Origin of the sequence: Streptosporangium sandarakinum (assembly GCF_013409935.1) — a bacterium.
Classification (GTDB): Bacteria; Actinomycetota; Actinomycetes; order Streptosporangiales; family Streptosporangiaceae; genus Streptosporangium; species Streptosporangium nondiastaticum.
This window is the reverse complement of sequence record NZ_JACCCO010000001.1, coordinates 3611598-3635635: the sequence shown is the minus strand read 5'-3', so window position 1 is coordinate 3635635 and position 24038 is coordinate 3611598. Positions and strand designations below refer to the sequence as shown.

The 24038-nt window shown below is 71.1% G+C and carries 22 protein-coding genes; 9 read left to right on the top strand and 13 right to left on the bottom strand.

The genetic code is table 11. The features are described from left to right. Positions 1 to 67: 67 nt before the first annotated feature. Complete coding sequence (locus HDA43_RS16445; RefSeq protein ID WP_179821694.1) at positions 68 to 1378, top strand: MATE family efflux transporter; 1311 nt, start codon at positions 68 to 70, stop codon at positions 1376 to 1378. A 62-nt stretch (positions 1379 to 1440) separates the two neighbouring features. On the opposite strand, the gene HDA43_RS16440 is transcribed toward HDA43_RS16445, so the two are convergent. The 7 genes from HDA43_RS16440 to rpsF form a co-directional block, all read right to left on the bottom strand. After that, positions 1441 to 2184: an ATP-binding cassette domain-containing protein gene (locus HDA43_RS16440; RefSeq protein WP_218911746.1), complete on the bottom strand. Its 744-nt coding sequence runs from the start codon at positions 2182 to 2184 to the stop codon at positions 1441 to 1443. Positions 2185 to 2257: 73 nt separating this feature from the next. Beyond that, entirely contained in the window at positions 2258 to 3241 is a 984-nt protein-coding gene (locus HDA43_RS16435; protein ID WP_312873314.1) for an amino acid ABC transporter permease, read from the bottom strand. Then, positions 3238 to 4113, bottom strand: coding sequence for an ABC transporter substrate-binding protein (locus tag HDA43_RS16430; protein ID WP_179821692.1), 876 nt, complete (start codon positions 4111 to 4113; stop codon positions 3238 to 3240). The genes HDA43_RS16435 and HDA43_RS16430 overlap by 4 nt, the downstream gene beginning before the upstream one ends. Positions 4114 to 4283: 170 nt before the next feature. Further along, on the bottom strand, positions 4284 to 4730 hold the full coding sequence (gene rplI, locus HDA43_RS16425; protein WP_179821690.1) for a 50S ribosomal protein L9: 447 nt from the start codon (positions 4728 to 4730) through the stop codon (positions 4284 to 4286). Positions 4731 to 4744: 14 nt separating this feature from the next. Then, entirely contained in the window at positions 4745 to 4981 is a 237-nt protein-coding gene (rpsR, locus tag HDA43_RS16420; protein WP_012895699.1) for a 30S ribosomal protein S18, read from the bottom strand. A 153-nt stretch (positions 4982 to 5134) separates the two neighbouring features. After that, complete coding sequence (locus HDA43_RS16415) at positions 5135 to 5686, bottom strand: single-stranded DNA-binding protein (protein ID WP_179821687.1); 552 nt, start codon at positions 5684 to 5686, stop codon at positions 5135 to 5137. A 75-nt stretch (positions 5687 to 5761) separates the two neighbouring features. Continuing rightward, on the bottom strand, positions 5762 to 6052 hold the full coding sequence (rpsF, locus tag HDA43_RS16410; protein WP_179821685.1) for a 30S ribosomal protein S6: 291 nt from the start codon (positions 6050 to 6052) through the stop codon (positions 5762 to 5764). A 247-nt stretch (positions 6053 to 6299) separates the two neighbouring features. Here rpsF and HDA43_RS16405 point away from each other — a divergent pair, with 247 nt between their 5' ends. Beyond that, positions 6300 to 6611, top strand: a complete 312-nt coding sequence (locus HDA43_RS16405; RefSeq protein WP_246424003.1) for a hypothetical protein — start codon at positions 6300 to 6302, stop codon at positions 6609 to 6611. A gap of 30 nt (positions 6612 to 6641) precedes the next feature. On the opposite strand, the gene HDA43_RS16400 is transcribed toward HDA43_RS16405, so the two are convergent. Further along, entirely contained in the window at positions 6642 to 6824 is a 183-nt protein-coding gene (locus tag HDA43_RS16400; RefSeq protein ID WP_179821683.1) for a hypothetical protein, read from the bottom strand. A 118-nt stretch (positions 6825 to 6942) separates the two neighbouring features. On the opposite strand from HDA43_RS16400, the gene HDA43_RS16395 reads away from it, so the two are divergent. Continuing rightward, positions 6943 to 7701: a deoxyribonuclease IV gene (locus tag HDA43_RS16395; protein WP_179821681.1), complete on the top strand. Its 759-nt coding sequence runs from the start codon at positions 6943 to 6945 to the stop codon at positions 7699 to 7701. 159 nt (positions 7702 to 7860) lie between these two features. On the opposite strand, the gene HDA43_RS16390 is transcribed toward HDA43_RS16395, so the two are convergent. The 3 genes from HDA43_RS16390 to HDA43_RS16380 all read right to left on the bottom strand — a co-directional run bounded on the left by HDA43_RS16390 (position 7861) and on the right by HDA43_RS16380 (position 13245). Then, positions 7861 to 8982 carry a mannosyltransferase family protein gene (locus HDA43_RS16390; RefSeq protein WP_312873312.1) on the bottom strand — a complete coding sequence of 374 codons (1122 nt, stop codon included), beginning with the start codon at positions 8980 to 8982 and terminating at the stop codon, positions 7861 to 7863. A 112-nt stretch (positions 8983 to 9094) separates the two neighbouring features. After that, positions 9095 to 10438, bottom strand: coding sequence for a glycosyltransferase family 87 protein (locus HDA43_RS16385; protein WP_179821677.1), 1344 nt, complete (start codon positions 10436 to 10438; stop codon positions 9095 to 9097). Continuing rightward, complete coding sequence (locus tag HDA43_RS16380) at positions 10438 to 13245, bottom strand: transglycosylase domain-containing protein (protein WP_179821675.1); 2808 nt, start codon at positions 13243 to 13245, stop codon at positions 10438 to 10440. Before HDA43_RS16380 ends, HDA43_RS16385 begins: the two co-directional genes overlap by 1 nt. A gap of 545 nt (positions 13246 to 13790) precedes the next feature. On the opposite strand from HDA43_RS16380, the gene HDA43_RS16375 reads away from it, so the two are divergent. Both HDA43_RS16375 and HDA43_RS16370 read left to right on the top strand, forming a co-directional pair. After that, a complete protein-coding gene (locus HDA43_RS16375) occupies positions 13791 to 14477 on the top strand; it encodes a PadR family transcriptional regulator (protein ID WP_179821673.1) in 687 nt (228 codons plus the stop codon). A 28-nt stretch (positions 14478 to 14505) separates the two neighbouring features. Next, positions 14506 to 15585: an inositol-3-phosphate synthase gene (locus tag HDA43_RS16370; RefSeq protein WP_179821670.1), complete on the top strand. Its 1080-nt coding sequence runs from the start codon at positions 14506 to 14508 to the stop codon at positions 15583 to 15585. Positions 15586 to 15702: 117 nt separating this feature from the next. Here the strand turns inward: HDA43_RS16370 and idi are convergent, their stop codons facing one another. Next, positions 15703 to 16284, bottom strand: a complete 582-nt coding sequence (gene idi / locus HDA43_RS16365) for an isopentenyl-diphosphate Delta-isomerase (RefSeq protein ID WP_312873310.1) — start codon at positions 16282 to 16284, stop codon at positions 15703 to 15705. A gap of 169 nt (positions 16285 to 16453) precedes the next feature. Between idi and HDA43_RS16360 the strand changes: the two genes are divergently transcribed. After that, positions 16454 to 17752 carry an MFS transporter gene (locus HDA43_RS16360; protein ID WP_179821666.1) on the top strand — a complete coding sequence of 433 codons (1299 nt, stop codon included), beginning with the start codon at positions 16454 to 16456 and terminating at the stop codon, positions 17750 to 17752. Between the two features lie 105 nt (positions 17753 to 17857). Here the strand turns inward: HDA43_RS16360 and HDA43_RS16355 are convergent, their stop codons facing one another. Beyond that, a complete protein-coding gene (locus HDA43_RS16355; protein WP_179821664.1) occupies positions 17858 to 19303 on the bottom strand; it encodes a CCA tRNA nucleotidyltransferase in 1446 nt (481 codons plus the stop codon). Positions 19304 to 19431: 128 nt separating this feature from the next. Between HDA43_RS16355 and HDA43_RS16350 the strand changes: the two genes are divergently transcribed. From HDA43_RS16350 to murJ, 3 genes are read left to right on the top strand one after another with little or no spacing between them, the layout of a single operon-like run. Then, positions 19432 to 19953 (top strand): aminoacyl-tRNA deacylase, encoded by a 522-nt coding sequence (locus HDA43_RS16350; RefSeq protein WP_179821662.1) that lies wholly within the window; start codon positions 19432 to 19434, stop codon positions 19951 to 19953. 46 nt (positions 19954 to 19999) lie between these two features. Further along, positions 20000 to 22297, top strand: a complete 2298-nt coding sequence (locus HDA43_RS16345; protein WP_179821660.1) for a hypothetical protein — start codon at positions 20000 to 20002, stop codon at positions 22295 to 22297. A gap of 26 nt (positions 22298 to 22323) precedes the next feature. Further along, on the top strand, positions 22324 to 23928 hold the full coding sequence (gene murJ / locus HDA43_RS16340) for a murein biosynthesis integral membrane protein MurJ (RefSeq protein ID WP_179821657.1): 1605 nt from the start codon (positions 22324 to 22326) through the stop codon (positions 23926 to 23928). Positions 23929 to 24038 lie beyond the last annotated feature (110 nt).

Sequence of the window (24038 nt, the reverse complement as noted above, 5' to 3'; positions counted from 1 at the left end):
GTGACGCTGCTCACCCGGCGCCCGGCGCGCCGGGAAACCACTCCTGGGTAAGAGGCACAATGATTGGATGCCTCTTACCCGCCCGGCGAGCCGCGAACACGACCGGCAGATCCTCCGGCTGGCCGTACCGGCGTTCGGCGCGCTCGTCGCCGAGCCGCTGTTCCTGCTGACCGACACCGTCATCGTCGGCCGCCTGCCGGGACCGGCGCTGGGCGCGCTGGGGGTGGCGAGCACGGTGCTGAGCGCCGTCGTGGGCCTGTGCGTGTTCCTGGCGTACGGCACGACGGCGTCGGTGGCCCGGCAGATCGGGGCGGGCGACACCCGGCGGGCGCTCCGGCAGGGGGTGGACGGCCTGTGGCTCGCCGCCGGGACCGGGCTGCTGATCATCGCGGTGGTGTGGCCGCTGGCCCCCTGGCTCGTCCACCTGCTCGGCGCCGAGGGCGAGCTGGCCCGTCTGGCCCTGACCTACCTGCGGATCAGCCTGCTGGGCGTCCCGTCCATGCTGCTGGTGCTGGCCGGGACCGGCGTGCTGCGCGGCATGCAGGACACCGTCACCCCGCTGCTGGTGTCGGTGGGGTCCTTCGCGCTCAACGCGGTGCTCAACGCCCTCTTCGTCCTGGTCCTGGGCTGGGGGATCGCCGGGTCGGCCTGGGGCACGGTGCTGGCGCAGTCGCTCGCCGCCGCGGTGTACCTCGCCATGCTGTTCGGGCGGCACCGGGCGCCGTTCCGCCCCGACCTGGCGGGCATCAGGTCGGCGGGCTCCGCCGGGGTCGCCCTGGTCGTCCGTACGGTGTGCCTGCAGGCGGTGCTGGCCGTGGCCACCGCGCTGGCCACCCGGATGGGAGAGGCGCAGATCGACGCCCACACGGTCGCCTCCAGGATCTGGACGCTGCTGGCGTTCGCCCTGGACGCGATCGCCATCGCCGGGCAGGCCATCACCGGCCGCACGCTGGGCGCCGGGGACGTGGCCGGGACCCGCGCGGCCACCTGGCGGATGGTGGTGTGGGGGGTCGGCTCCGGGGTCGTCCTCCTGCTCGTCGTGGTCGTGCTGCGGCCGTTCACACCCGCGCTGTTCGACGCGTCGCCGGAGGCGACCCGGGAACTGCTCGCCGTGCTGTGGGTGGTGGCGGCCCTGCAGCCGATCGCCGGGGTGGTGTTCGTGCTGGACGGGGTGCTGATCGGCGCCGGCGACCAGCGCTACCTCGCCTGGGCGGGGGTGCTGACGACGCTCGCCTACCTCCCGGCCGCCGTGCTGGTGGCGGCGTCCGGCGGCGGCCTGGTGGCGCTGTGGCTGGCGCTGGGGGTGTGGATGGCGGCCCGCCTCGTCACCCTGGGGGCGCGGGCGTACGGCACCCGCTGGCTGGTGACCGGCGCGTGAGCCGCCGGGCCCGGTGAGCCCGGCGAGCCGTACCGGGTTCGGAGCCGCGTTCAGAGCCGCGTTCAGAGCCGCCGGGCGTCGAGCACGCTCCGCAGGAACTCCCGGGTGCGGGGCTGCCGGGGGTCGGTGAAGACCTGCTCGGGGGTGCCGCGCTCCAGGAGCACACCGCCGTCGAGGAAGCAGACGGTGTCGGCGATCTCCCGGCAGAAGCCCATCTCGTGGGTGGTCAGGATCATGGTCATCCCGGTGTCCTTGAGCTCCCGGATGATCCCGAGCACCTCCGTGACCAGCTCCGGGTCGAGCGCCGAGGTCACCTCGTCCAGCAGCATCAGCCGGGGCCGGGTGGCCAGGGCGCGGATGATGGCGACGCGCTGCTGCTGGCCGCCGGAGAGCCGGTCGGGGTAGGCCAGGGCCTTGTCCGCCAGCCCGAACCTGCCCAGCAGCTCGCGGGCCTCCTCCTCGGCCCGCTCCCGGCCGGTCCCGTGCACCTTGCGCGGGGCCAGGGTGATGTTGTCCAGCACGGTCATGTGCGGGAAGAGGTTGAACGCCTGGAAGACGATGCCGATCCTCCTGCGCACGTCGTCGGCGTCGGCCCGGACGTCGGTGATCTCCTGGCCGTCCAGGTGGATCGTGCCGTCGTCCACGGTCTCCAGGAGGTTCACGCAGCGCAGCAGCGTGGACTTGCCCGACCCGGAGGCGCCGATCAGGCAGACCACCTCGTGCGCCTCGACCGACAGGTCGATTCCGCGCAGCACGCTGTGGCCGTGGTAGTTCTTCCAGACGCCGTCGATGGTCAGCAGGCTCATGAGGTCTCCTTCCCCGGCCGCCGGGCGGGCCGCGGACGATCCATCGAGCGGCCGGGAGCCGCGCGCCGTCCGCTCACTGGCCCCGCCGCCGCTGCGAGCGGGCCGCGAGGTAGTCGGTGAAGCGGGCCATGGGGATGGTCAGCACGATGAACAGCAGCGCGGCGGCCAGGTAGGGCGTGTAGTTGAACGTGCTGGCGACGTGGATCTGCGCCTGGCGCAGCGCCTCCAGCGGGCCGATCGTGGCCACCAGCGCGGTGTCCTTCTGCAACGAGACGAAGTCGTTGAGCAGCGGCGGCACCACACGCCGTACGGCCTGCGGCACCACCACGTACCGCATCGCCTTGCCGTGGCTCAGGCCCAGGGAGCGGGCGGCGGCCACCTGGCTGGGGTGCACCGAGTCGATGCCCGCCCGGAACACCTCGGCGACGTAGGCGCCGTAGGACAGGGTCAGCGCGATGACGCCCAGCGTCGCCAGGTCCGTCGGGGTGCCCTGCAGGCCGAGGGCGGGCAGCCCGAACCCGACGAGGTAGATGATCAGGATCGTGGGCACGCCGCGGAACACGTCGGTGTAGGCGACCGCCAGGGCCCGCAGCGGGAAGAAGACCGGCGCCCTGAGGTTGCGGGCCAGCGCGACCAGCAGCCCCAGCACCAGGATCAGCGGCTCGGCGATCAGGAAGATCTTGATGTTGAGCAGGAACCCGCTCAGGACGTCCGGCAGCGCCGAGACGAACTGCCCGGGGTCGAAGAACGTCTCCCGGACCCTGGGCCAGCCGGGCGAGGCGGTGAAGGCCCACAGCAGCAGGACGATCACCAGCACCGTCGAGGCCGTCGCGATCGAGCCCGAGCGGGCCGTCCGCCGCCTGCGCAGGCGCTCACGCTCCACCTGCCGCGCGCTCTTCACCCAGCCCGGCGCGGCCGCCGCGCCGTCCGCCGGGGCGTGAGCGCCGCCACCGGCCGGGACCGCGGCGCCACCGGCCGGGGACGCCACGCCGTCACCCGGGGTCCGCGCGCCGCCGTCCGCCGGGGTCGCGCGGTTCCGGTCGCCGCTTCCGGTCACTTCAGCTCCGGCGCGCCCGCGGCCGACCCGAGCCACTCGCTCTCGATCTTCGCCAGCTCACCGGAGGCGGTGAGCTCGTCGATGGCCTTGTTGACGCAGCCCACCAGCGGGCTGCCCTTCTCGAAGACCGCGCCGAAGACCTCGGGCGTGCCGGAGGCGGAGCCGAACTGTCCGACGATCTTGGAGTTCTCGATCTGGGCGGCGGTCACGTAGAACGCGGTGGGCAGGTCCACCACCACGGCGTCGACCTGCTTGTTCTTCAGCGCGTTCACCGCGTCGATCTGCTCGTTGTAGACGTTCGGATCCTTCGAGGGCCGGATGACGTCCTTGACCGCCTGCAACGAGGTGGTGCCGACCTGAACACCGATCTTGGCGTCCCGCAGGCCGGCGAGGTCCGTCGCGGAGGCGACGGGGGAGCCCTCCATCGCGACCACGGCCTGCTTGACGGTGTAGTAGCCCTTGCTGAAGTCGACGACCCTGGCCCGTTCGGGGGTCGCGGAGACCTGGTTGACGTCGAAGTCGAACTGCTTGGCGCCGGGCGCGAAGGCGGCGTCGAACTTCACCGTCTTCCACTTCACCTGGCCGCTCTCGAAGCCGAGCCGCTTGGCGACGGCGTGGGCCACGGCGCTCTCGAAGCCCTTGCCGTTGGCCGGGTCGTCGTCCTTGAACCACGGCTCGTAGGCGGGCTTGTCGGTACCGATGGTCAGGGTGCCCGGGGTCTTCAGGGCGAGGTTGTCCTTGGCGCAGGCGTCCGCCGCCGGGGTGCCCGCCGTACCGGACGGTGCCGCCTGGGTCGTGTCCGATGCCGGGGCGCAGGCGGTCACGGCCACCGCGAGGGCGCCGAGCGCGAGCAGAATCGAGGGACGGACCACGACAAACCTCCATGAACGAAGCAACAGCCCCGAAATTGTACGAATTTTCCGCTTAACCGATGTCCCCCGTCTCGGCATACGGATAGGGGTCCCTCCCGAGGAGACGGGAGGGACCCCTTCGCGGCCCCCTCCCGAGGAGACGGGAAGAGGCCCTGGTCAGGCGTGACCGGTCAGGCCGCGACGACCTCGACGTCGAGGGCGGCGGTGACCTCCGGGTGCAGCTTGACGGTGACCCGGTGCGAGCCGAGGCTCTTGATCGCCGGGGCGATCTCGATGCGGCGGCGGTCGAGCTGGGGGCCACCGGCGGTCTTGACGGCCGCGGCCACGTCGGCGGTGGTGATCGAGCCGAACAGGCGGCCCGACTCGCCGGCCTTCGTGGTCAGGACCACGCGCAGGGCCTTGAGCTGGGCGGCGACCTCCTGGGCGGTGCCCAGGTCGCGGATCTCGCGGGCGTCGCGAGCCTTCTTGATCGAGGCGATCTGCTTCTCGCCGCCGCGCGTCCACAGGATCGCGTAGCCGCGGGGGAGCAGGAAGTTACGGCCGTAGCCGCCCTTGACCTCGACGATGTCGCCGGGGGCGCCGAGGCCGGAGACCTCACTGGTGAGAATGAGCTTCATCTGTCCGGACCTCCTTAGCGCGCGGTGCTCATGTACGGCAGGAGCGCCATCTCACGAGCGTTCTTGATAGCGGTCGCCACGTCACGCTGGTGCTGGGTGCAGTTGCCCGTCACCCGGCGAGCACGGATCTTGCCGCGGTCGGAGATGAACTTCCGAAGCAGCGCCGTGTCCTTGTAGTCGACGTAGGAGATCTTGTCGTGGCAGAACAGGCAAACCTTCTTCTTGGGCTTGCGCAGTGCCGGCTTGGCCATCGTGGTGCTCCTTTCAGAGCCCCGCCGCGAGGCGGGAATGGTCGCTGCGGATATGGACTGGGTTGTGGGACGCGGTCCCCGGCCGCCCCGGAGGGCGGCGCCGTGGAACTGCCCGGTGGACCCCCGCCAAGGCGGGGACCCGCGGAGCAGGTCCTAGAAAGGCGGTTCGTCGCTGAAGTCGTTGCCGCCGAAGCCGCCACCGCCCTGCTGGCCGCCACCGAAGCCGCCGCCACCGCCACCGCCGTAACCGCCGCCTCCCTGAGGCGCGGTCGGCGTGGCGGAGGCCCACGGGTCGTTGGCCGGACCGCCGCCGAAGCCGCCACCGCCACCACCCTGCCGGGTGGTCTTGTTGACCTTGGCGGTCGCGTTGCGGAGGGAGGGGCCGACCTCGTCGACCTCGACCTCGTAGACCGTGCGCTTCTCGCCTTCCTTGGTCTCGTAGGACCGCTGACGCAGCCGTCCCTGGACGATGACCCGCATGCCGCGCTGCAGGCTCTCGGCGACGTTCTCCGCCGCCTGCCGCCAGACATTGCAGGTCAGGAACAGCCCTTCGCCGTCCTTCCACTCATTGGTCTGCTTGTCGAGGAACCGCGGAGTGGACGCGATGCGGAACCGGGCCACGGCTTGCCCCGTGGGGGTGAAGCGCAGCTCCGGGTCGTCGACGAGGTTGCCGACGATGGTGATCTGAGTGTCGCCTGCTGCCATGGCTAGCGATGCCTTTCCTGCGGCCTTAGCTGTTATCGGCTCAGAGTACGGCTGACGCCCGACAAAAGCCGGGGGTTAGTGCACGTCCGGGCGCAGGACCTTCGTGCGGAGGATGCCCTCGTTGAGGTTCATCTGCCGGTCGAGCTCCTTGACCGTGGCGGGAGTCGCGGTCAGGTCGATCACGGCGTAGATGCCCTCGGGCTTCTTGGCGATGTCGTAGGACAGCCGCCGACGACCCCACACGTCGACCTTCTCCACCGTGCCGCCGTCATTGCGGACGACCGAGAGGAACTGGTCGAGGGAAGGGGCCACCGTGCGCTCATCGAGCGACGGGTCGAGAATGACCATCACTTCGTAACGACGCATGCTGGCTTCCAACCTCCTCTGGACTTTCGCGGTCACGACACCGTGCCGTGACAGGAGGACGCTGACGTCTTCGCTCTGACGCCCATTTCGGCGGCGGAGACGGAGGGCGGGCGGAAACACGCCCGTGCGACGCAGCCGTGCAAGCCTACCAGGATGTCAAGGGTTGGGCCGCCACCTCGCCGGGCACCCCCTAGCAAAAGGAACCGCAAGCCTCCCACCAGGGGAAACACGAGGAAAGTGGTGGGTCATGTCGCAGATGTCTCGCCCCATGCGCAGCCAGAGGTTCCGGCTGAGGCTGAACAGCGACGGACGGCGGCACCCGCTGGAGAACATCCTGAGCGTCGTCACGCTGATCTTCGGCCTGGTGGCCTTCGCCTGCGGGTTCAACCCCGGGGCCCACGCGTTCGCGGCGTGGCTGGGCGCGCTGGGGTTCGTCGGCGGGTTCTACTCCCAGTACGTCTCGGCGACCACGGCGGAGCGCTCGCTGAACATCGTCGGCATCGTCGCCTCGTTCGTCGGCCTGGCCTTCGGCGTCTACCACGGCGGCTTCTACCCCTGATCCCGAAGGCCGCGGGCCCTCCGGGAGGGGTCAGCCGCCGAGTCGCAGGTCCACGCCCAGCAGGACGAGGAACCACAGGAGGACCGCCAGCAGCGCCTTGGCGACGTCCTTCAGCAGCGCCGGGGTGATGTAGTCGTGGACCCAGGCCACGTAGAGGCCGATGAGGATGTAGATCAGCCCGATCAGGCCGATCCCCCTGCTGCGGTAGGCCATCTCGACTCCTCGCGTCGGCCCGCCGGGGAGGCGGGTGTGGGGGGCACGCCGGGAGCGCGTGGGGGCGCGCCGTCCGACTGCCCGTACGCGGGGTCTTGAAACGGTTAGGCTCGAACACATGCCGCGCATCGGAGCCCATGTCGCCTCGGACGACCCGCTCGCCCACGCCAGGGCGTGCGACGCCGAGGCCGTGCAGTTCTTCCTCGGTGACCCGCAGGGCTGGAAGGGCCCGGTCGTCGAGGAGAAGACCCGCGAGATCAGGGACTCGGGGATCGACGTCTACGTCCACGCCCCCTACGTGATCAATGTGGCCACGGTGAACAACCGCATCCGCATCCCCAGCCGCAAACTGCTGAGCGCGCACCTCGCGGCCGCCGCGGAACTGGGGGCCAAGGGCCTGATCGTCCACGGCGGGCACGTGACGGCCGGCGAAGACCCGCAGAAGGGCTTCGACAACTGGCGCAAGGTGTTCGAGCGCCTGGAGGAGCACGAGGTCCCGGTGCTCATCGAGAACACCGCGGGCGGCGACAACGCGATGGCGCGGCGGCTGGACCGCATCGCCCGGCTGTGGGAGGCCCTCGACGGCTTCGACGTGGGCTTCTGCCTGGACACCTGCCACGCCCACGCCGCCGGCGAGGACCTGGCAGACGTGGTCGACCGGATCAGGGCGATCACCGGCCGGATCGACCTGATCCACTGCAACGACTCGCGGGACGCCGCCGGGTCGGGCGCCGACCGCCACGCCAACCTCGGCGCGGGCCGGATCGACACCGAGCTCATCCTGGACGTGTGCCGGAGCGCCGACGCGCCGATCATCGTGGAGACCCCGGCCGCCGGCCAGGCCGAGGACATCGCCCTCCTCAGGAAGAGGCTCTAGGGCAGCGCCTCCGGGAGGCCCTGGAGGCGGCTCTGACCCTTCGCGGACCCGGCTCCGCGAAGGGCCCCGGGCCGGCCCCGAAGCGGCCCGGGCGGCTTCCGTCCACAGCCTGTGGATAACTCCTCTGGATTACTCACCGCCGAAATTGGGTAAAGAAGGTCACCCCACCCAGGCGCCCTGCATGAAACTCAGCGTGTTGAGCACCATGAGCGGTCCCGCCACCAGCGCGTAGACGGCGATGATCCCCCGCCGCCAGGGCGGTCCCGTGACGCTCACCCGCGCGATGATCAGGAAGAGCGGCCACCACAGCAGCGCGGACCGCGGGATCGACAGGTAGAAGGCGGAGCAGACCAGGGCGCCCACCTGGAGCCCCACGTAGACGAACTCGCTCCACCGGCGCAGGTACAGCAGGAGCAGCACGAGCCCGACGCCGACGACCGCCCCGGCGATCTCCATCCGGAACGCCCACGCGAACTGCCCGTCGCCCATCGCGGAGTTCCACGTCGTGGCCAGCGACTGCCAGGGCCACACCAGCTGGCGGCCCCAGCCGGCCTCCTGGGCGTGCTTCCAGGCCAGCCAGTCGCCGGTGCGGGCGTAGTGATAGGCCGAGTACAGTCCCAGCGGGACGAACGGCACCGCGAGCCAGGCCGCCTGCCGTACCGGGTGGCGGCGGGTGAAGAACTCCACCACCAGCGCGAGCGCCAGGAACAGGCCGGTGATCCGTACGCAGGAGGCGCCGGCGGCGAGGGCGGCGGCCAGCGGCCAGCGGCCCCGGCGCGCCGCCAGCCAGGCCGGGAGCGCGAAGGCCAGGAACAGCGCCTCGCTGTAGCCGACGAACAGGAAGACCGACATCGGCCACAGCAGCAGCGCCAGTACGGCGCGCCATCCGGTCCCCCGCGGCCCCTCGAACTCCGCCAGCCGGGCCAGCGCCACCACGGCGACGGCTCCCGCGGCCAGGGAGATCAGCAGCCCCGCGAGCGTCCAGTCGCCGACCAGGGGCCGCACCAGCCGCAGCGCCAGCGGCATCCCCGGGAAGAACGCGGGCAGTCCCGCGTCCGGCTTGGCCGCGGGGTCGCCGCCGTACCCGTGCTCGGCGATGGTGATGAGCAGTTGTGCGTCCCAGTGGCGCCAGCGGTCCAGGAACGGCACGGTCGCCATCTGCGACACGGCCCCGGCCCCCGCGGCGAGGGAGAGGACGACGACTCCCAGCCGGGAGCTCAGCCAGAGCAGCAGCGCCTCCTTGCGCGTGTCGTGCGGCGCCGGCGGCGCCGACGGCGTCACGGTCCGTCGCGCGACGGCGGCCCCGACCGGCCCGTCCGCACCGGACCCGTCGGCGGCACCGGTGTCGTCAGGCCCGCCGGCGCCGCCGGGGGACTCCCGCCCCGGCCCGGGTTCAGGCGCGCGCGGGGTCATGGTCGGGGAGCACGAAGCCGGGGGAGCCGCCGAGGCGGAACCGGTCGGGGGCCTCGTCGAAGACGCCTCCGGACGGGTCGTCGACGCCGCCCCGGCGGATCACGTCCTTCTCCGGCCGCAGGATGTCACGGACCACGAAGGCCATCATGACCATGATGGCGATCGCCCGGCCCCACACCGCGGTGAAGTAGGTGTCGCCGGTGATGCCGAGGTCGGCGTTGCCCGGCTGGAGGGCGACGAGATAGAGCCAGATCGCGAAGAAGTACCAGCACTCGGCGGCCATCCACAGCGCGAGCGGCTTCCAGTTCGGTCGGGCCAGCACCGCGAAGGGGATCAGCCAGAGCACGTACTGCGGCGACCACACCTTGTTGGTCAGCATGAACGCGGCCAGCGCCAGGAAGCAGAGCTGCATCAGCCGGGGCCTGGTCGGCGCGGCCAGCGCGAGCAGCGCGATGCCCAGGCAGAGCAGGGCCAGCGAGACGACGCCCAGGCTGTCGACCCGGTCGGGGTCGCCCAGCAGCGGCCACTGCTTCTGGGAGAAGAAGTACCAGACCGACCCCCAGTCGGCGGGGCGCTCCTGGCTGAAGACGTAGAACCGCTTCCAGCCGTCGAAGGCCAGGAGCATGATCGGCACGTTGACGACGAGCCAGCTCCCGGCCGCGCCGGCGACGGTCTGGCCGAACTCCTTCCACCGGCCGGTGCGCCAGGTCAGCAGGAACAGCGGCCCGAGGAACATCAGCGGGTAGAACTTGGTGGCGACGGCCAGCCCGAGCAGCACTCCGGCGAACACGTGCCGCCCCCTGGACCAGGCCAGCAGCCCGCCGAGCGCGAGGACCCCCGCGGCCAGGTCCCAGTTGATGTAGGCGGTGAGGATCAGCGCCGGGGCGAGCGCGTACCACGCGGCGTCCCAGCGGCGGGCCGGCCCGGCGAGCGCCGCCGTCAGCAGCACGCCCCCGACCAGGCAGACGGCCATCAGGACCGCGGTGAGGTCGTAGAACGCCGTCGGGGGGTCGCTCATCGGCGTGACGATCCGGCGGAAGAACTCCATGATCCCGCCGATGCCGACGGGGTACTCGACGGGGTGGTCGAAGTAGGGAACCTTGCCCTCGTTGAGCTTCTCGTTCCACCACAGCGGATAGATGTCCGTGTAGCAGAAGTTGGTGAACTGGAGGGTGCCGTCGTTCCACGCCCCGCCGAAGCGGCACGGCCACTTCCACAGGTAGGCGAGCACCGCCCCCAGCCCCGCGAGCAGGGCCAGGGGGAGGTACGGGATCCCTCCGCGCTCGCGGGACGGGGCGGGCCACCCGGGCCGGTTCCCCTTCATCAGGGACGCCGGTGGGACGGCTCGGGGCTCGGCATGATCGCCGCGCCGGGACTCGTGGTGCCGACGTCGCCGCCTCCGTTGCCGTTCCCGGGACCGTTGCCGTTTCCGGGACCGTTGCCGTTTCCACCGCCGTTGCCGTTGCCGATGTCACCGCCCCCGCCGTCGTCGGGGAAGGGCGCGTCGTCGGTGGTGTCCTCCGGCGTGTCACAGGACAGGTCGCCGGGCTGGCAGCCTCCGTCGTCGACGGACGGGTTGTCCGTGCCGCCGTCGTCCGGCCAGCTCCGGTCGAACGGGTCCTCAGGCTGCTCGGACTCCTCCGTCGCCGACGGGGTCGGCTTAGGCTCGACCAGGTTGTTCGGCTGTCCGACGCCGGCCCGCGGCGGGAACTGCTCGACCGGGTCCTTGGCGGTGGCCAGGGCCATGTAGTCATGCCAGATCTGGGTCGGGGTGCCGCCACCGCCGATGAAGGGCGGCATCGGCTCCTCAGCCCAGGACACCGACTTGGCCTTGCTGCTCGGCTGGCCGTACTTGTCGACCTTGAGCGGGCGCCGGCCGGCGGCACCGACCGGCTTGTTGTACGGCACGTCCTTGGACATGCCGACCGCGGTGACCAGCCGCGGGGTGAAGCCGACGAACCAGGCGTCCTTGTAGGCGTTGTTCGTGCCGGTCTTGCCGGCCACCGGCCGGGTACCGAGGTTGGCCGCGGTGCCGGTGCCGCTCTTGACGACGGCCTGCAGCGCGACGGTCACGTCGGCCGCGGTCTCGGGGGTGATGACCTCCCGGGCGGCGGCCAGCTCGGGCAGCACCACACCCCCGTCGGGGCCGGTCACCTTGATGACGGTGTGCCAGTCGGCGTGCTTGCCGGCGTTGGCGAAGATCGAGTAGGCAGCGGCCTGCTCGACCGGGGTGACCGAGGCGACACCGATCGTGGTCTGGTACTTCTGCTCCTCGACCGCGTAGTCGACCGCGTTCAGGCCGCGGTAGGCGGGGATCTTCTTGGCCTCCTCGCCGACCCCGGCGTCCTTGGCGATCTGGGCGACGCTGTCCAGGCCGACCTTCTCGCCCATCTGCGCGAAGACGGTGTTCACCGAGTCGGCCATGGCTTTGACCATGTTGATCGGCCCGTACGGCGCGGCGTGGGAGTTGCCGATCTCCGTGGTGCCCGGCATCTTGATCTTCGACACGCCGTCAACGTAACTGTCGAGGGAGTAACCCTTCTCCAGCCACGCCGCGAGGACGTACGGCTTGAACGCCGACGCCGCCTGCTTGGGCGCGGAGAACGCCCGGTTGTTGAAACCGTGGAGGAAGTCGTCGCCGCTGTAGAAGGCGACCACCCGGCCGTTCCTCGGGTCCACCGAGGCGATGCTGGCGTGGATGGTGGGGTCGAGGCCGGCGGTGCGGGCCTTGACCACCTTCTGGGCGTCCTCCATCTTCTGCTTGTCGAAGGTCGTGTAGACCTTCAGGCCCTTGGTCTCCAGTATCTGCTTGGTGATGCCGCGCCGGTCGAGCTCCTTGAGCACGACGTCGAGCATGAAGCCGCGGACGCCCTTGTAGAGCTCGGTGGTCTTGACCTTCGCGAACTTGAGCTTCTCGAAGGGGACATTGGCGTATTTGCCGTACTTCGCGGGGTCCATCTCCGCCATGTTCCGCAGCGCGATGGTGTAGCGCTCCTTGGTGGCGGCGTAGTTGCCCTCCTGCTCCAGCACGTCGAAGCGGCTCGGGTTCTGGATCCGGCCGGCGAGGTAGGCGCCCTGCGGCGGGGTGAGCTGCCAGACGTGCTTGCCGAAGAACGCCTTGGCCGCGGCCTCGATGCCGTTGGCGCCGCGGCCGAAGTAGATCGTGTTCAGGTAGCGGGTGAGGATCTCGTCCTTGGGCAGCTCTTTGCTGATCTTGACGGCGACGAAGATCTCCTTGATCTTCCGCTTGATCGACACATCCTGGCTGAGGCCGCCGTAGTAGTTGCGGGCCATCTGCTGGGTGATGGTCGAGGCGCCCTGGAGCTGGGTGCCGGACGCCGTGCTCACCAGCGAGCGGGCCATGCCCTTGATGTCGATGCCGCTGTCGGTGCGGAAGGTCCTGTTCTCCAGGGCGATCACCGCGTCCTGGACGTGCACGGGGATCTGCTTGATCGTCACCGGGGTGCGCTTGACGCCCATGCGGGCGAAGGCGGTCTTGCCGTCGGCGTAGTAGAAGACGCTGCCCCGGTCGTCCACGCTGTCCTTGGCGTCCCGGTCCGACGGGACGGGCGTGTTGGCGTAGCCGACCGCGATCATGCCGAAGACACCGGCGACGACGACCACGAAGCCGGCCACCAGGATCTTCCAGCTCGGCAGGAACCGCTTCCAGCCCCTGCGCCTCCCGCCGCCGGACCCGTCGTCGCCGTGCCCGTCATCGCCGAACCCGTCGTCACCGGGGCCCTTGGGGCCGCCCGGCCCGGACACCCCGCGCCCACGCGCCCGCCTGCGCGCCCTGGCGCCCGCCACACCCTCGGCCGCGAACCGGCCGCCCACCTGGGTCTCGTTGTCGTCCAGGGAACGGCCCCCCGGGCCGGCGTCCCGCACCCGGGTCTCCTGCGCCGCGGCGCGGCCTCCGTCCCCGGGGCCGCCCGCGGGGGCGGCGCCCCGCGCCGCGGCGAGCATCGCCTGGGTGTCCTCGAAGGCCGCCTCCGGGCGGCGGCCGGCGGCGGAGCCGTACGGCGCGCGGGGGTCGGGCCCCGCGCCCTGCGGCAGCCGTACCGTGTCGTTCCGGCCCGTGCCGTACGGGGGCCGCCCCGGCTGCGCCTGGGACGGCCCGCGGCCCGCGGTCATGTCACCGGTTTGAGAGGGTTGCGCCGGGGGAACCGGTTGGGAAGCGGCCCCCGCGCTAGAGCGGCGGCGCCGCCCCTGGCGAGCCGGAGCGTCCGGGCGCTGCCGGTATCCGTCCGGCTCCGGGTCATTGCTGCTGCTGTAACTCACGCGTCCTCGTTCGGTCGTCAAGGTCTACGGCGGCGTACAGGCGCGGTGAGGTTACCTCCCGCGGATGGATGATCTCGTCGCCTTGGCCCACAACTGGCCGGCCCATTGGGGCGGATCTCCGTTACCGAGGACGAACGAGGTCTTCCGGTGGCTCCCAGAACAACCTTGGCAGACCTCGGCCGCACCGGGCCGGGATTTCCCGCATCGACAGGCGGTCCGGGCCATGCGGGAGCCGTTCCCCACCACGATCGGCCGTGACCACATAGCCGTCAGACTACGGCTTTTTACGGTTTCCTCCCAACATCTTGAGAAAGTCATTGATTGCGGAGATATGACGGCCCGACGTATCCTCCTGATGTATCGGAGCGATACATCGACGCGAGAGGTGGTGTTCTCCTGTGGCCAGCGGGCGTAGCGGCGTGCTGGAGCTCGCCGTGCTCGGGTCGTTGCACGAGACTCCACTCCATGGCTACGAGCTGCGCAAACGTCTGAATTCCCTGCTCGGGATGTTCCGGGCGTTCTCCTACGGCTCGCTGTATCCCTGCCTCCGTCAGCTGCTGGCGGACGGCCTCATCGTCGAGGACGACGGGGCGGATGGTGCCCCTGCCCCGGCGGAGAGTCCGATAACGCTCACCGGGCGGCGATCGAAGATCGTCTACCGGCTGACCGCCGAGGGCAAGGAGCGGCTCCAGGACCTGCTGACCCAGGCCGGCCCGTCCGCCTGGGAAGATGAGAGCTTCGGCATCCATTTCGCCTTCTTCAGGCACACGGAGGCCGAGGTGCGTCTGCGCATCCTCGAGGGCCGTCGCAGCCGGCTCGAAGAGCGGCTCGACGGCGTCCGCACGGCCCTGGCCCGGACGAGGGAACGGCTCGACAGCTACACCCTCGAACTGCAGCGCCACGGGCTGGAGTCGGTGGAGCGCGAGGTGCGCTGGCTGAACGAGCTGATCGCCACCGAGCGGCGCGAGTCGTCGGCGGCGGAGGCCCGGCGTTCGGCCGAGGACGTTCCACAAGAGGAAACACCCCGGGCGCCCGTGCCCGGATCTGATAACCCGGGACGGCGTTCCGTTCCGGGTGACAACTGACCACTAACGACCAAGGGGAGCGAGTGCCATGGGTTCGGTGCGCGTAGCCATTGTCGGTGTTGGCAACTGTGCCTCGTCGCTCGTACAGGGCGTGCACTACTACAGGGATGCCGATCCCGGCACCCGGGTGCCGGGCCTGATGCACGTCAAGTTCGGCGACTACCACGTCGGTGACGTCGAGTTCGTCGCGGCGTTCGACGTCGACGCCAAGAAGGTCGGGCGCGACCTGTCCGAGGCGATCGTGGCGTCGGAGAACAACACCATCAAGATCTGCGATGTGCCGCCGCTCGGCGTCACCGTGCAGCGCGGCCACACCTTCGACGGTCTGGGCGAGTTCTACCGCGACATGATCGAGGAGTCCGACGAGGACCCGGTCGACGTCGTGCGGGTCCTCAAGGAGAACCAGGTCGACGTCCTCGTCTCCTACCTGCCGGTGGGCTCGGAGGAGGCCGACCGCTTCTACGCCCAGTGCGCCATCGACGCCAAGGTGGCGTTCGTCAACGCGCTGCCGGTGTTCATCGCCTCCGACCCCGAGTGGGCGCAGAAGTTCACCGAGGCGGGCGTGCCGATCGTCGGCGACGACATCAAGTCGCAGGTCGGCGCCACCATCACGCACCGCGTCATGGCCAAGCTGTTCGAAGACCGCGGTGTGGAGCTGCTCCGCACCTACCAGCTGAACTTCGGCGGCAACATGGACTTCATGAACATGCTGGAGCGCAAGCGCCTCCAGTCCAAGAAGATCTCCAAGACGCAGTCCGTCACCTCGCAGATCCCGCACGAGATGGGCAAGGCCGACGTGCACATCGGCCCGTCGGACCACGTGCCGTGGCTGGACGACCGCAAGTGGGCCTACGTCCGTCTGGAGGGCCGCTCCTTCGGCGACACCCCGCTGAACCTGGAGTACAAGCTGGAGGTCTGGGACTCCCCGAACTCCGCCGGCATCATCATCGACGCCGTCCGGGCCGCCAAGATCGCCATGGACCGCGGCATCGCCGGCCCGATCCTGTCGGCCTCGTCCTACTTCATGAAGTCCCCGCCGGAGCAGTACTCCGACGACGAGGCTCGCGAGTACGTCGAGAAGTTCATCCGCGGCGAGGTCGAGCGCTGACGCCCCGCCGGTGACGAAGCCCTCCGCTCGCCTGGGTGGGGGGCTTCCGCCGTTCCGCGGGACGATCGCGGCCAACGTGGTCCTCCGCCCGCCTGGGCGGGGGCTTCCCGCGGTCGCTCAGCGGGCGGCGGGCGGCAGCTCCGCCGGGTCGGCGACCGGCCAGGACATCGGGTCGGCGCCGAGCCGGTCGAGGTGGGGGATCTGCTCCCGGCACCACGGGGAGATCTCCAGGCTGCCGTCGAGCACCCCGGCGGCGAACTCCTTCCACGGCATCCAGCGGACCTCGCCCACCTCCTCGGGGTTGGGCGCGGCGTCGCGGGCGACGACGGCGCGGTAGACCGGGCAGAGCTCGCGCTCGACGATCCCGTTGTCCATGACCGCGCGGTAGGAGAAGCGCGGCAGGATCAGGTCCACCCGCTCCACCTCCAGCCCGAGCTCATAGGAGAGCCGGCGGATCACCGCGGCCGGGACCGGCTCCCCGGGCAGCGGGTGACCGCAGCAGCTGTTGGTCCAGACGTCCGGCCATGTGATCTTGTGTGACGCCCGGCGGGTGAGCAGTACCCGGCCCTGGTCGTCGAACACGTAGCTGGAGAAGGCCAGATGCAGCGGGGTGTCGGAGCCGTGCACCGTCGCCTTGGAGGCGGTGCCGATCGCATTGCCCTCGGTGTCGACGAGCACGACGTGTTCATCACGTGTCACCCGACCGAGGGTACGTGACCATGCCGGTACACCGGGTCCCATGAGCGTTAGTTCATGAAAGGTCCGTGTAGTGCGGTGAGCACCGGTTCACGAAGGTTCGACCACGACCGAACGGCTTCTCAGGGATTTCCCCGATGCCCGGACCGGTGGCCCCGCGTACGCTGATCGAGTGTCGTTCCTCTCCGATCTCCGCGTCGTCCTGGAAGGCCGGGATTTCCGGCGGCTGTACGCGACCCGCCTGGTCTCACAGTTCTCCGACGGGGTCTTCCAGTTCGCGGTGACCGGATTCGCCTTCTTCAGCCCCGAGACGAACACGAGCGCCGCCGCAGTCGCCGCCGGCCTGGCCGTGCTGTTCCTGCCGTACTCGATACTGGGCCCCTTCGTGGGCGTGTTCATCGACCGGTGGTCCCGGCAGCGGATCCTGGTGATCTCGCCGCTGGTGCGCGGCGCGCTGCTGCTGGCGACCGCGGCCATCGTCGTCTCGGACGCCCCCGACCCGGTCTTCTACGCCGCCGCGCTCGCCGTCCTCGGCGTCAACCGGTTCTTCCTGGCCGCGCTCGGGGCCGCGCTGCCGCACGTCGTCCCGGCCGACCGGCTGATGGTGGCCAACGCGGTCACCCCCACCTCCGGGACGGTGGTGACCTTCCTCGGCGTGGGCCTGGGCTACGTGCTGCGACTGGCCGTCGGGGGCGACGACCGGGGCACGGCGGTGCTGCTGGCCTTCTCCGCGATCATCTTCTGCGCCAGCGGCCTGGTCGCCAGGACCATGGAGCGCGGGCTGCTCGGCCCGGCCGACGACCCCGGCCGGCCGCAGGCCCGCGAGGCGGTGCGCAACGTCCTCCGCGGGCTGGCCGACGGCGCCCGGCACATCGCCCACCGCCGCGCCGCGAGCGCCGCCCTGGGTGCGATGGCGACCCACCGGTTCATGTACGGCATGTGCACGGCGATGCTGGTGCTGCTGTCGCGCTACTACTTCGCCGAGAGCGCCGAGAGCGCGCTGAACGCGGTCACCCTGGTGCTGGCCGCCTCCGGGGTGGGCTACTTCCTGGCGATCCTGGTCACGCCGTGGGCGACCGCGCGCTTCGGCATCGAGACCTGGGTGCCGGTCATGCTCGCCACCGCCGGGGTGCTGACGTTCGCGCTCTGCGCGTCGTTCCACCAGTGGGCCTTCGCGGCCGCCGGCTTCGTGCTGGGCATCGCCGGGCAGAGCGTCAAGATCTGCGCGGACACGAGCGTCCAGCGCGACGTCGAGGACCTCTACCTCGGGCGGGCGTTCTCGATCTACGACATGCTCTTCAACGGCACGTACGTGCTCGCCGCCGCCCTGGCCGCGGTGATGCTGCCGCCCAACGGGAAATCGCTGGTCGTGCTCTCGGTCATCTGCGTCGGATACCTGGCGGGCGCGCTGGCCTACCGGGCCGTGGCGCCGGACCGGTCGCGCGAGCCGCTGCCGTCGTCACCGTCGTGACCCGTCCGGAGCCGTCACCGTCGTGACCCGTCCCGGGACGGCCCGCCGTACGGCCCGGGCGCCTGGCCCGTGCCCGCCGCGCCGGTCGCGGGGCGGGCGGGCCGGTCACTCCCCGGCGGCCGTCAGCCCGTTCTCCCCGGCCCACGCGAGGAGGGCCTCCGTGGCGGCCTCCTTGCCGACGACTCCCGACTCCAGCCGCATCTCCAGGAGGAACTTGTAGGCGCGGCCGACGGCCGGGCCCGGCGGGATGCCGAGGACGGACTGGATCTCGTTGCCGTCGAGCTCCGGGCGGATCTTGCCGAGCTCCTCCTCCTCGGCCAGCCGGGCGATGCGCTCCTCAAGCTGGTCGTAGGTCCGCGACAGGGCCTGGGCCTTGCGGCGGTTGCGGGTGGTGCAGTCGGCGCGGGTCAGCTTGTGCAGGCGGTCGAGCAGGTGCCCGGCGTCGCGGACGTAGCGGCGCACGGCCGAGTCGGTCCACTCGCCGGTGCCGTAGCCGTGGAAGCGAAGGTGCAGCTCCACCAGGCGGGACACGTCGGCCACCACGTCCTTGGGGAACCTCAGCTCGGTCAGCCGCCGCCTGGCGAGCTGGGAGCCCACCACCTCGTGATGGTGGAAGGAGACCCGGCCGCCCTGCTCGTGGCGGCGGGTCTTGGGCTTGCCCACGTCGTGCAGCAGCGCGGCCCAGCGCAGGACCCGGTCGGGGCCGTCCTCCTCCAGGTCGATCGCCTGCTCCAGCACGATCAGCGTGTGCTCGTAGACGTCCTTGTGCCGGTGGTGCTCGTCGATCTCCAGGCGGAGCCGGGGCAGCTCGGGCAGGACGTGCGCGGCGAGCCCCGTGTCGACCAGGATCGACAGCCCGCGGCGGGGGTCGTCGCCGCAGATCAGCTTGTTGAGCTCCTCGCGGATCCGCTCGGCGGAGACGATGTCGATGCGCCCGGCCATCTCGCGCATCGCGGCGAGCGCCGCGTCGTCCACGGTGAAACCGAGCTGGCTGGCGAACCGGGCGGCCCGCAGCATCCGCAGCGGGTCGTCGTCGAAGGACCGCTCGGGCGGGCCCGGGGTGCGCAGCATCCGGGCGTGCAGGTCGTCCAGGCCGCCGTGCGGGTCGACGAACTCGCGGGAGGGCAGCCGCAGCGCCATCGCGTTGATCGCGAAGTCACGACGGGCGAGGTCGCCCTCCAGCGTGTCGCCGTAGGAAACCTCGGGCTTGCGGGAGGCGGGGTCGTAGGACTCGCTGCGGTAGGTCGTGATCTCCAGCAGCCAGCCGTCCTTGCGCACGCCCACCGTGCCGAACTCGATGCCGACCGTCCAGACGGAGTCGGCCCAGTCGCGCACCAGCGCCAGGACGGTCTCCGGGCGCGCGTCGGTGGTGAGGTCGAGGTCGTTGCCGATCCTGCCCAGGAAGACGTCGCGGACGGAACCGCCCACGAGGGCGATCTGGTGTCCGTCGGCCGCGAAGAGCTCGCCGAGTTCGTCGGCCACGGGGGCGATCTTCCGGAACAGCTCGGTCACGCCGCTCCGCTGGCTCTCGGTCAGATTTGAAAGGGACAAGCCGGGTAGGTCCTTCGGTTACTAAACATGTTCCCTGCGGGGATACACCTGAAGCGATCACCAGGTTACGGTCGGTAAGAGACCGTCGGGGGCCGTGCGTCGAGACAGTCGAGGCAAGGAGCACACACATGAAGGACGCCCTCGCGATCCACCGCTGGCTCCTCGCACACCAGGTCCATCATGAGATCGTACGCCTTCCCCGGGCGATGACGTCCGTCCGGGAGCTGCCGGACCTGCTGTCGGTGAGCCCGGCGACCTGCGTGGAGGTCACCGTGTTCGAGGTCACGACCCGTATCGGCCGCGAGCCGGTGGCGGTCGTCTCCACCGTGGGCACCCCACCGGCCTCCGGCGTCGTCGGCGGCATCGTGGGGGCCCGCCGGGTCCGCCCGGCGACGACGTTCGCTGTGAACTCCGTCACCGACTACGCCGCCGGGCTGGTGTGCCCGCTGCTGCTCCCGGAGAGCCTTCCCGTCCTGGTGGACGAGCGGCTGTCGAGGACCACGCAGGTCGTCCACACCCCCACCGGAGAGCGCCGTACGGCCCTGCGGATCAGGGCGGATCACCTGCTCGCCCTTGTCCCAGGGAAGACCATCGGCCTGGTCCAATCCCGGTCACGGAGAGAGCCCGCGACCTTCCCGCTCGCCGGATAGGCCATAGCATTACGGGCGTGCGCCGTACTCCGACCCAGGCCGGCACGTGATCCGCAAGGCCGCCCTGCTCGCCGTGATGACCACCACGATGCTCTCCTCCGCCGTCGTGGTCCCTGCTGGTACGGCGAACGCCCAGACGACCGCGGCGGAGGCCCGCGAGGCCGGGACGGCCGCGGCCGGCGCCCGCCCGGCGGCCGCCCGGCAGGGGCGCCAGGAGCCGCAGCTCGCGGTGGAGTCGATCACCCCCGACGTGCCGCGCGATCCGACGACCGAGATCAGGATCTCCGGCTTCTTCGCCAACACCGGTGAGGTCCGCAACGGCCTGCGGATCCGGTTGCGCCACTCGGCGCAGCCGTTCGCCCGCCGCGCCGACCTCGCGACCTACCTCGGGGGTGAGGGCGCGCAGCCCTACTCCTACCACGACCAGTTCCTGGAGCCGACGATCGCCCCCTCGGCCAAGGCGCCCTGGGAGTTCACGGTCACCCCGCAGCAGCTCGGCATCAACCGGTTCGGGGTCTACCCGATCCTGCTGGAGGTGCTGGACGGCTTCGGCCAGCAGGTCGTCGCCCAGCGCACCCTGCTGACCTACCTCCCCAAGGACGTCACGGTCCCCCGCACGAAGATCGCCATGGTCCTGCCGGTCATCGACCAGCCGCGCCGGGCCGACGACGCCACCTTCATCGACGACACCCTGGCCAAGTCCATGGCGTCCGGGCAGCGGCTGGGCGACCTACTGAAGATCGCCCAGGACAACACCTCGGCCAAGGGCCTCACCTGGATGGTCGACCCCGCCCTGCTCGACGACGCCCAGGCCATGGCGAAGACGCACACGGTCAAGACCAAGGACGCGACCGTGAAGCGCCCGGCCAGCCCCGAGGCCGGCCGGTGGCTGCGCGACCTGCGCGCCGCCCTCGCCAGGCCGCCCGTGATCGCCACCCCCTACGCCGACCCCGACGTGACCGCCCTGACCCACAACGGCGTGGACGACGCGGCGCGCAACGGCATCGGGGCGGCGGCCCGCATCGGCCGTGAGGCCCTCGGCCGCGACGTCATCGACTACGTCAACTGGCCGGTCAACGGCATGATCGACTACGACGGGCTGGACGCGCTGGCCGGTGCGGGCGTCGACACGGTACTGCTCGACGAGCGCAATCTGCCGTCCGCGGCCGACCGGTCCGCCACCGTGCCGCCCACGTCCCCGGCCACCACCACGACCACCGCCACGCCGGTCACGCCGGTCACGACCCCGGACGCCTTCGCCCGCCTGGAGAGCGTGGACGGCCCGGTCACCGCGCTGGTCGCCGACACGGCGCTGAGCGAGGTCCTCGGCGCCGACACCTCGGCCCCCGGGGCCGCGGCGCTGAGCCATCAGCGGTTCGTCGCCGAGACCGCGATGATCGGCGCCGAGCAGGCCGTTCCCGCCGCCGGCTCGGCCGGCGCCCCCAGGACCGCCGCGAAGACCGTCGTCGCGGTCCCGCCGCGTCGCTGGCACCCGGACCCCGGCTACGTCACCGGGCTCGTCAAGGCGGCCGCCACGCTGCCCTGGCTCTCCCCGGTCACGCTCGACACGCTCAAGCGGCCCAAGTCGCCGGTCACGCCGCGGTCCGGCCTCACCTACACCGAGCAGGACCGGCGGGCCGAGCTCGGCAAGCCGTACATGGCGAGCGTCAAGCGCGTGAACTCCCGCGCCGACCTGACGACCGGCGTCACCACCGCGCAGGACCTCGACATCTTCGAGCCGGCGCTGCTGCGGCTGGCGTCCTCCGCCTGGCGCGGCCGGACCGAGGACGCCACGCCGTACGTCAGGCAGGTCGCGGCCGCCGTCGACGCGCGGATCGGCAAGGTCTCCATCAGCGGCAGCGACCAGCCGCAGTTCCGCACCCTGGCCGGCTCCGACGGCAACGTGCCGATCAGCGTCCGCAACGACCTGACGGGGCCGGGCAGCGAGATCGCGGTGCAGCTGCAGGTGACGTCCGACAAGCCGAAGCTGCTGGAGATCGACCCGTACGAGAGCAAGGACTCCCCCATCGTCATCGCGGGCGGGCAGAACCGCACGATCCGGGTCCCGATGCGGGCGACCGCCATCGGTGGCCAGACGACCGTGACGGTCCAGCTCGTCACCAAGGACAAGCGCAAGTACGGCAAGCCGGTGAAGCTGACCGTGCGGACCACCGGCTACACCGGCATCGCGCTGGTGATCGTGGGCGCGGCCCTGGCGGTGATGCTGGCGGCCGTGGTCATGCGCGTGCTGCGGCGCCGCGGGGCCCGCCGCGTCGCGGCGTCCCAGGCGTCCCCGACGGCCCCGCCGCGACCGGCGAGCGCCCCCGCGGGCACCGAGTCCTGAGCGGGTCCCCCAGTGGAAGGAAGCCCATGAGCAGGGTCCTGCGCGCGAGCGCGATCATGGCGGCGGGGACGATGGTCTCCCGCGTCACCGGGTTCGTCCGCTCGGCGGTGCTGGTGGCCGCGCTGGGCAGCGCGCAGATGGGCGACGCCTACACCGTCGCCAACATGATCCCGTTCATCCTGTTCGACTACCTCCTCGGCGGGGTGCTGAGCAGCGTCGTGGTGCCGTCGATCGTGCGGCGGCAGAAGACCGACCCCGACGGGGGGCGGGCCTACGAGCAGCGGCTGATGACCGCGGGCGTGCTCGGGCTGGTGGCGCTGACCGTCATCGCGGTACTGCTCGCCCGGCCGCTGATCGGCCTCTACACCCACGACTGGGGCCAGGAGCGGATCGAGGTCACGGTCACGCTGGCCCGCTACCTCCTGCCGCAGGTCGCCTTCGTCGGCGTCGGGGCGCTCGCCGGGGCGATCCTCAACACCCGCGACCGGTTCGCCGCCCCGATGTGGGCGCCGGTGCTGAACAACATCGTGATGATCGCCGTCCTGGCCCTGTACTACGTGAAGGCGGGCCCGGCGGGCGCGGACGTCACCGCGGTGAGCGGTTCCGACCTGACGGTCCTGGGGCTCGGCACGACCCTCGGGATCGTGGCCCAGTGCCTGGTGCTGATGATCTCGCTGCACCGGGCGGGCTTCCGCCTCGTGCCCCGGTTCGACCTGCGCCAGGCCGGGCTGGGCGAGATGGCCAAGGCCGGCTCCTGGACCTTCCTGTACGTGACCATCACCCAGCTCGGATTCCTGGTCACCACCAACATCGCCTCCGCCGCCGGCGACAAGGCGCCGGGCGCCGGCAACACCGCCTACTCCCAGGCGTTCCAGCTCTTCCAGCTCCCGTACGGGATCATCGCGGTCTCGGTGATCACCGCGATGCTGCCCCGGATGAGCCGCTCGGTCGCCGAGGGCGACCTGACCTCGGTCCGCGACGAGTTCGCCTCGGGCGTGCGGCTGGTGGCGTCGCTGCTCGTGCCCGCCGGGGTACTGCTGATGGTGCTGGGCCCGGCCGTGACCGTGCTGATCTACTCCTGGGGCAACAACGACCCCGCCAACGCCCTCTACATCGGCAGCGTGCTGCAGGTCTTCGGGCTGGCGCTGGTGCCGTTCTCGCTCTTCCAGCTCCTGCTGCGCGTGTTCTACGCCTTCGGCGACACGCGGACACCGGTCCTCATCGGGGCGGGCAACACGGCGGTGAGCATCGCGCTCAGCTTCCTCGCCGCCGCCGTCCTGCCCCCCCGGTACGTCGTCATGGGCCTGGCGTTCGCGCTCACCGTCTCCTACGTCGCGGGCACGGCGGTGGCCTGGCGGCTGGCCGCCCGCCGCGCGGGCGGGCTGAACGGGCGTGTGGTGGCCGCCGGTTTGTCCCGGATGTACATCGCGGCCCTGCCGGCCGCGGCGCTCGCGCTCGGTGTGCTGTGGATCACCAGGGAACTCGCCGACCTGACCCCTTTCAACGCGGCCATCATGCTCGCCGCGGGCGGCGGTCTCGGTATGGTGCTCTATCTGGCCTTCGCGCAACGGATGCGCATCCCGGAGGTCGGCTCGATCGTTGGAATGGTGGCAGGACGGGTAGGCCGGTAACCCCAAGACTTGTCCCAAGCGTCTGACAAGCGGAACACGGGCGGAACCGGCGCGGGACTACCATGGTGCGACGCGTGTGACGACATGCGGCTAATGGAAGCAGGAGGGCG

What these genes read in the sequence shown, in the direction of transcription:
- HDA43_RS16445 (WP_179821694.1), top strand. Translation starts at nt 68, where the DNA reads ATGCCTCTTACCCGCCCGGCGAGCCGCGAACACGACCGGCAGATCCTC.
- HDA43_RS16440 (WP_218911746.1), bottom strand. Translation starts at nt 2,184, where the DNA reads ATGAGCCTGCTGACCATCGACGGCGTCTGGAAGAACTACCACGGCCAC.
- rplI (WP_179821690.1), bottom strand. Translation starts at nt 4,730, where the DNA reads ATGAAGCTCATTCTCACCAGTGAGGTCTCCGGCCTCGGCGCCCCCGGC.
- rpsR (WP_012895699.1), bottom strand. Translation starts at nt 4,981, where the DNA reads ATGGCCAAGCCGGCACTGCGCAAGCCCAAGAAGAAGGTTTGCCTGTTC.
- HDA43_RS16415 (WP_179821687.1), bottom strand. Translation starts at nt 5,686, where the DNA reads ATGGCAGCAGGCGACACTCAGATCACCATCGTCGGCAACCTCGTCGAC.
- rpsF (WP_179821685.1), bottom strand. Translation starts at nt 6,052, where the DNA reads ATGCGTCGTTACGAAGTGATGGTCATTCTCGACCCGTCGCTCGATGAG.
- HDA43_RS16405 (WP_246424003.1), top strand. Translation starts at nt 6,300, where the DNA reads ATGTCGCAGATGTCTCGCCCCATGCGCAGCCAGAGGTTCCGGCTGAGG.
- HDA43_RS16400 (WP_179821683.1), bottom strand. Translation starts at nt 6,824, where the DNA reads ATGGCCTACCGCAGCAGGGGGATCGGCCTGATCGGGCTGATCTACATC.
- HDA43_RS16395 (WP_179821681.1), top strand. Translation starts at nt 6,943, where the DNA reads ATGCCGCGCATCGGAGCCCATGTCGCCTCGGACGACCCGCTCGCCCAC.
- HDA43_RS16385 (WP_179821677.1), bottom strand. Translation starts at nt 10,438, where the DNA reads ATGAAGGGGAACCGGCCCGGGTGGCCCGCCCCGTCCCGCGAGCGCGGA.
- HDA43_RS16380 (WP_179821675.1), bottom strand. Translation starts at nt 13,245, where the DNA reads ATGACCGCGGGCCGCGGGCCGTCCCAGGCGCAGCCGGGGCGGCCCCCG.
- HDA43_RS16370 (WP_179821670.1), top strand. Translation starts at nt 14,506, where the DNA reads ATGGGTTCGGTGCGCGTAGCCATTGTCGGTGTTGGCAACTGTGCCTCG.
- HDA43_RS16350 (WP_179821662.1), top strand. Translation starts at nt 19,432, where the DNA reads ATGAAGGACGCCCTCGCGATCCACCGCTGGCTCCTCGCACACCAGGTC.
- murJ (WP_179821657.1), top strand. Translation starts at nt 22,324, where the DNA reads ATGAGCAGGGTCCTGCGCGCGAGCGCGATCATGGCGGCGGGGACGATG.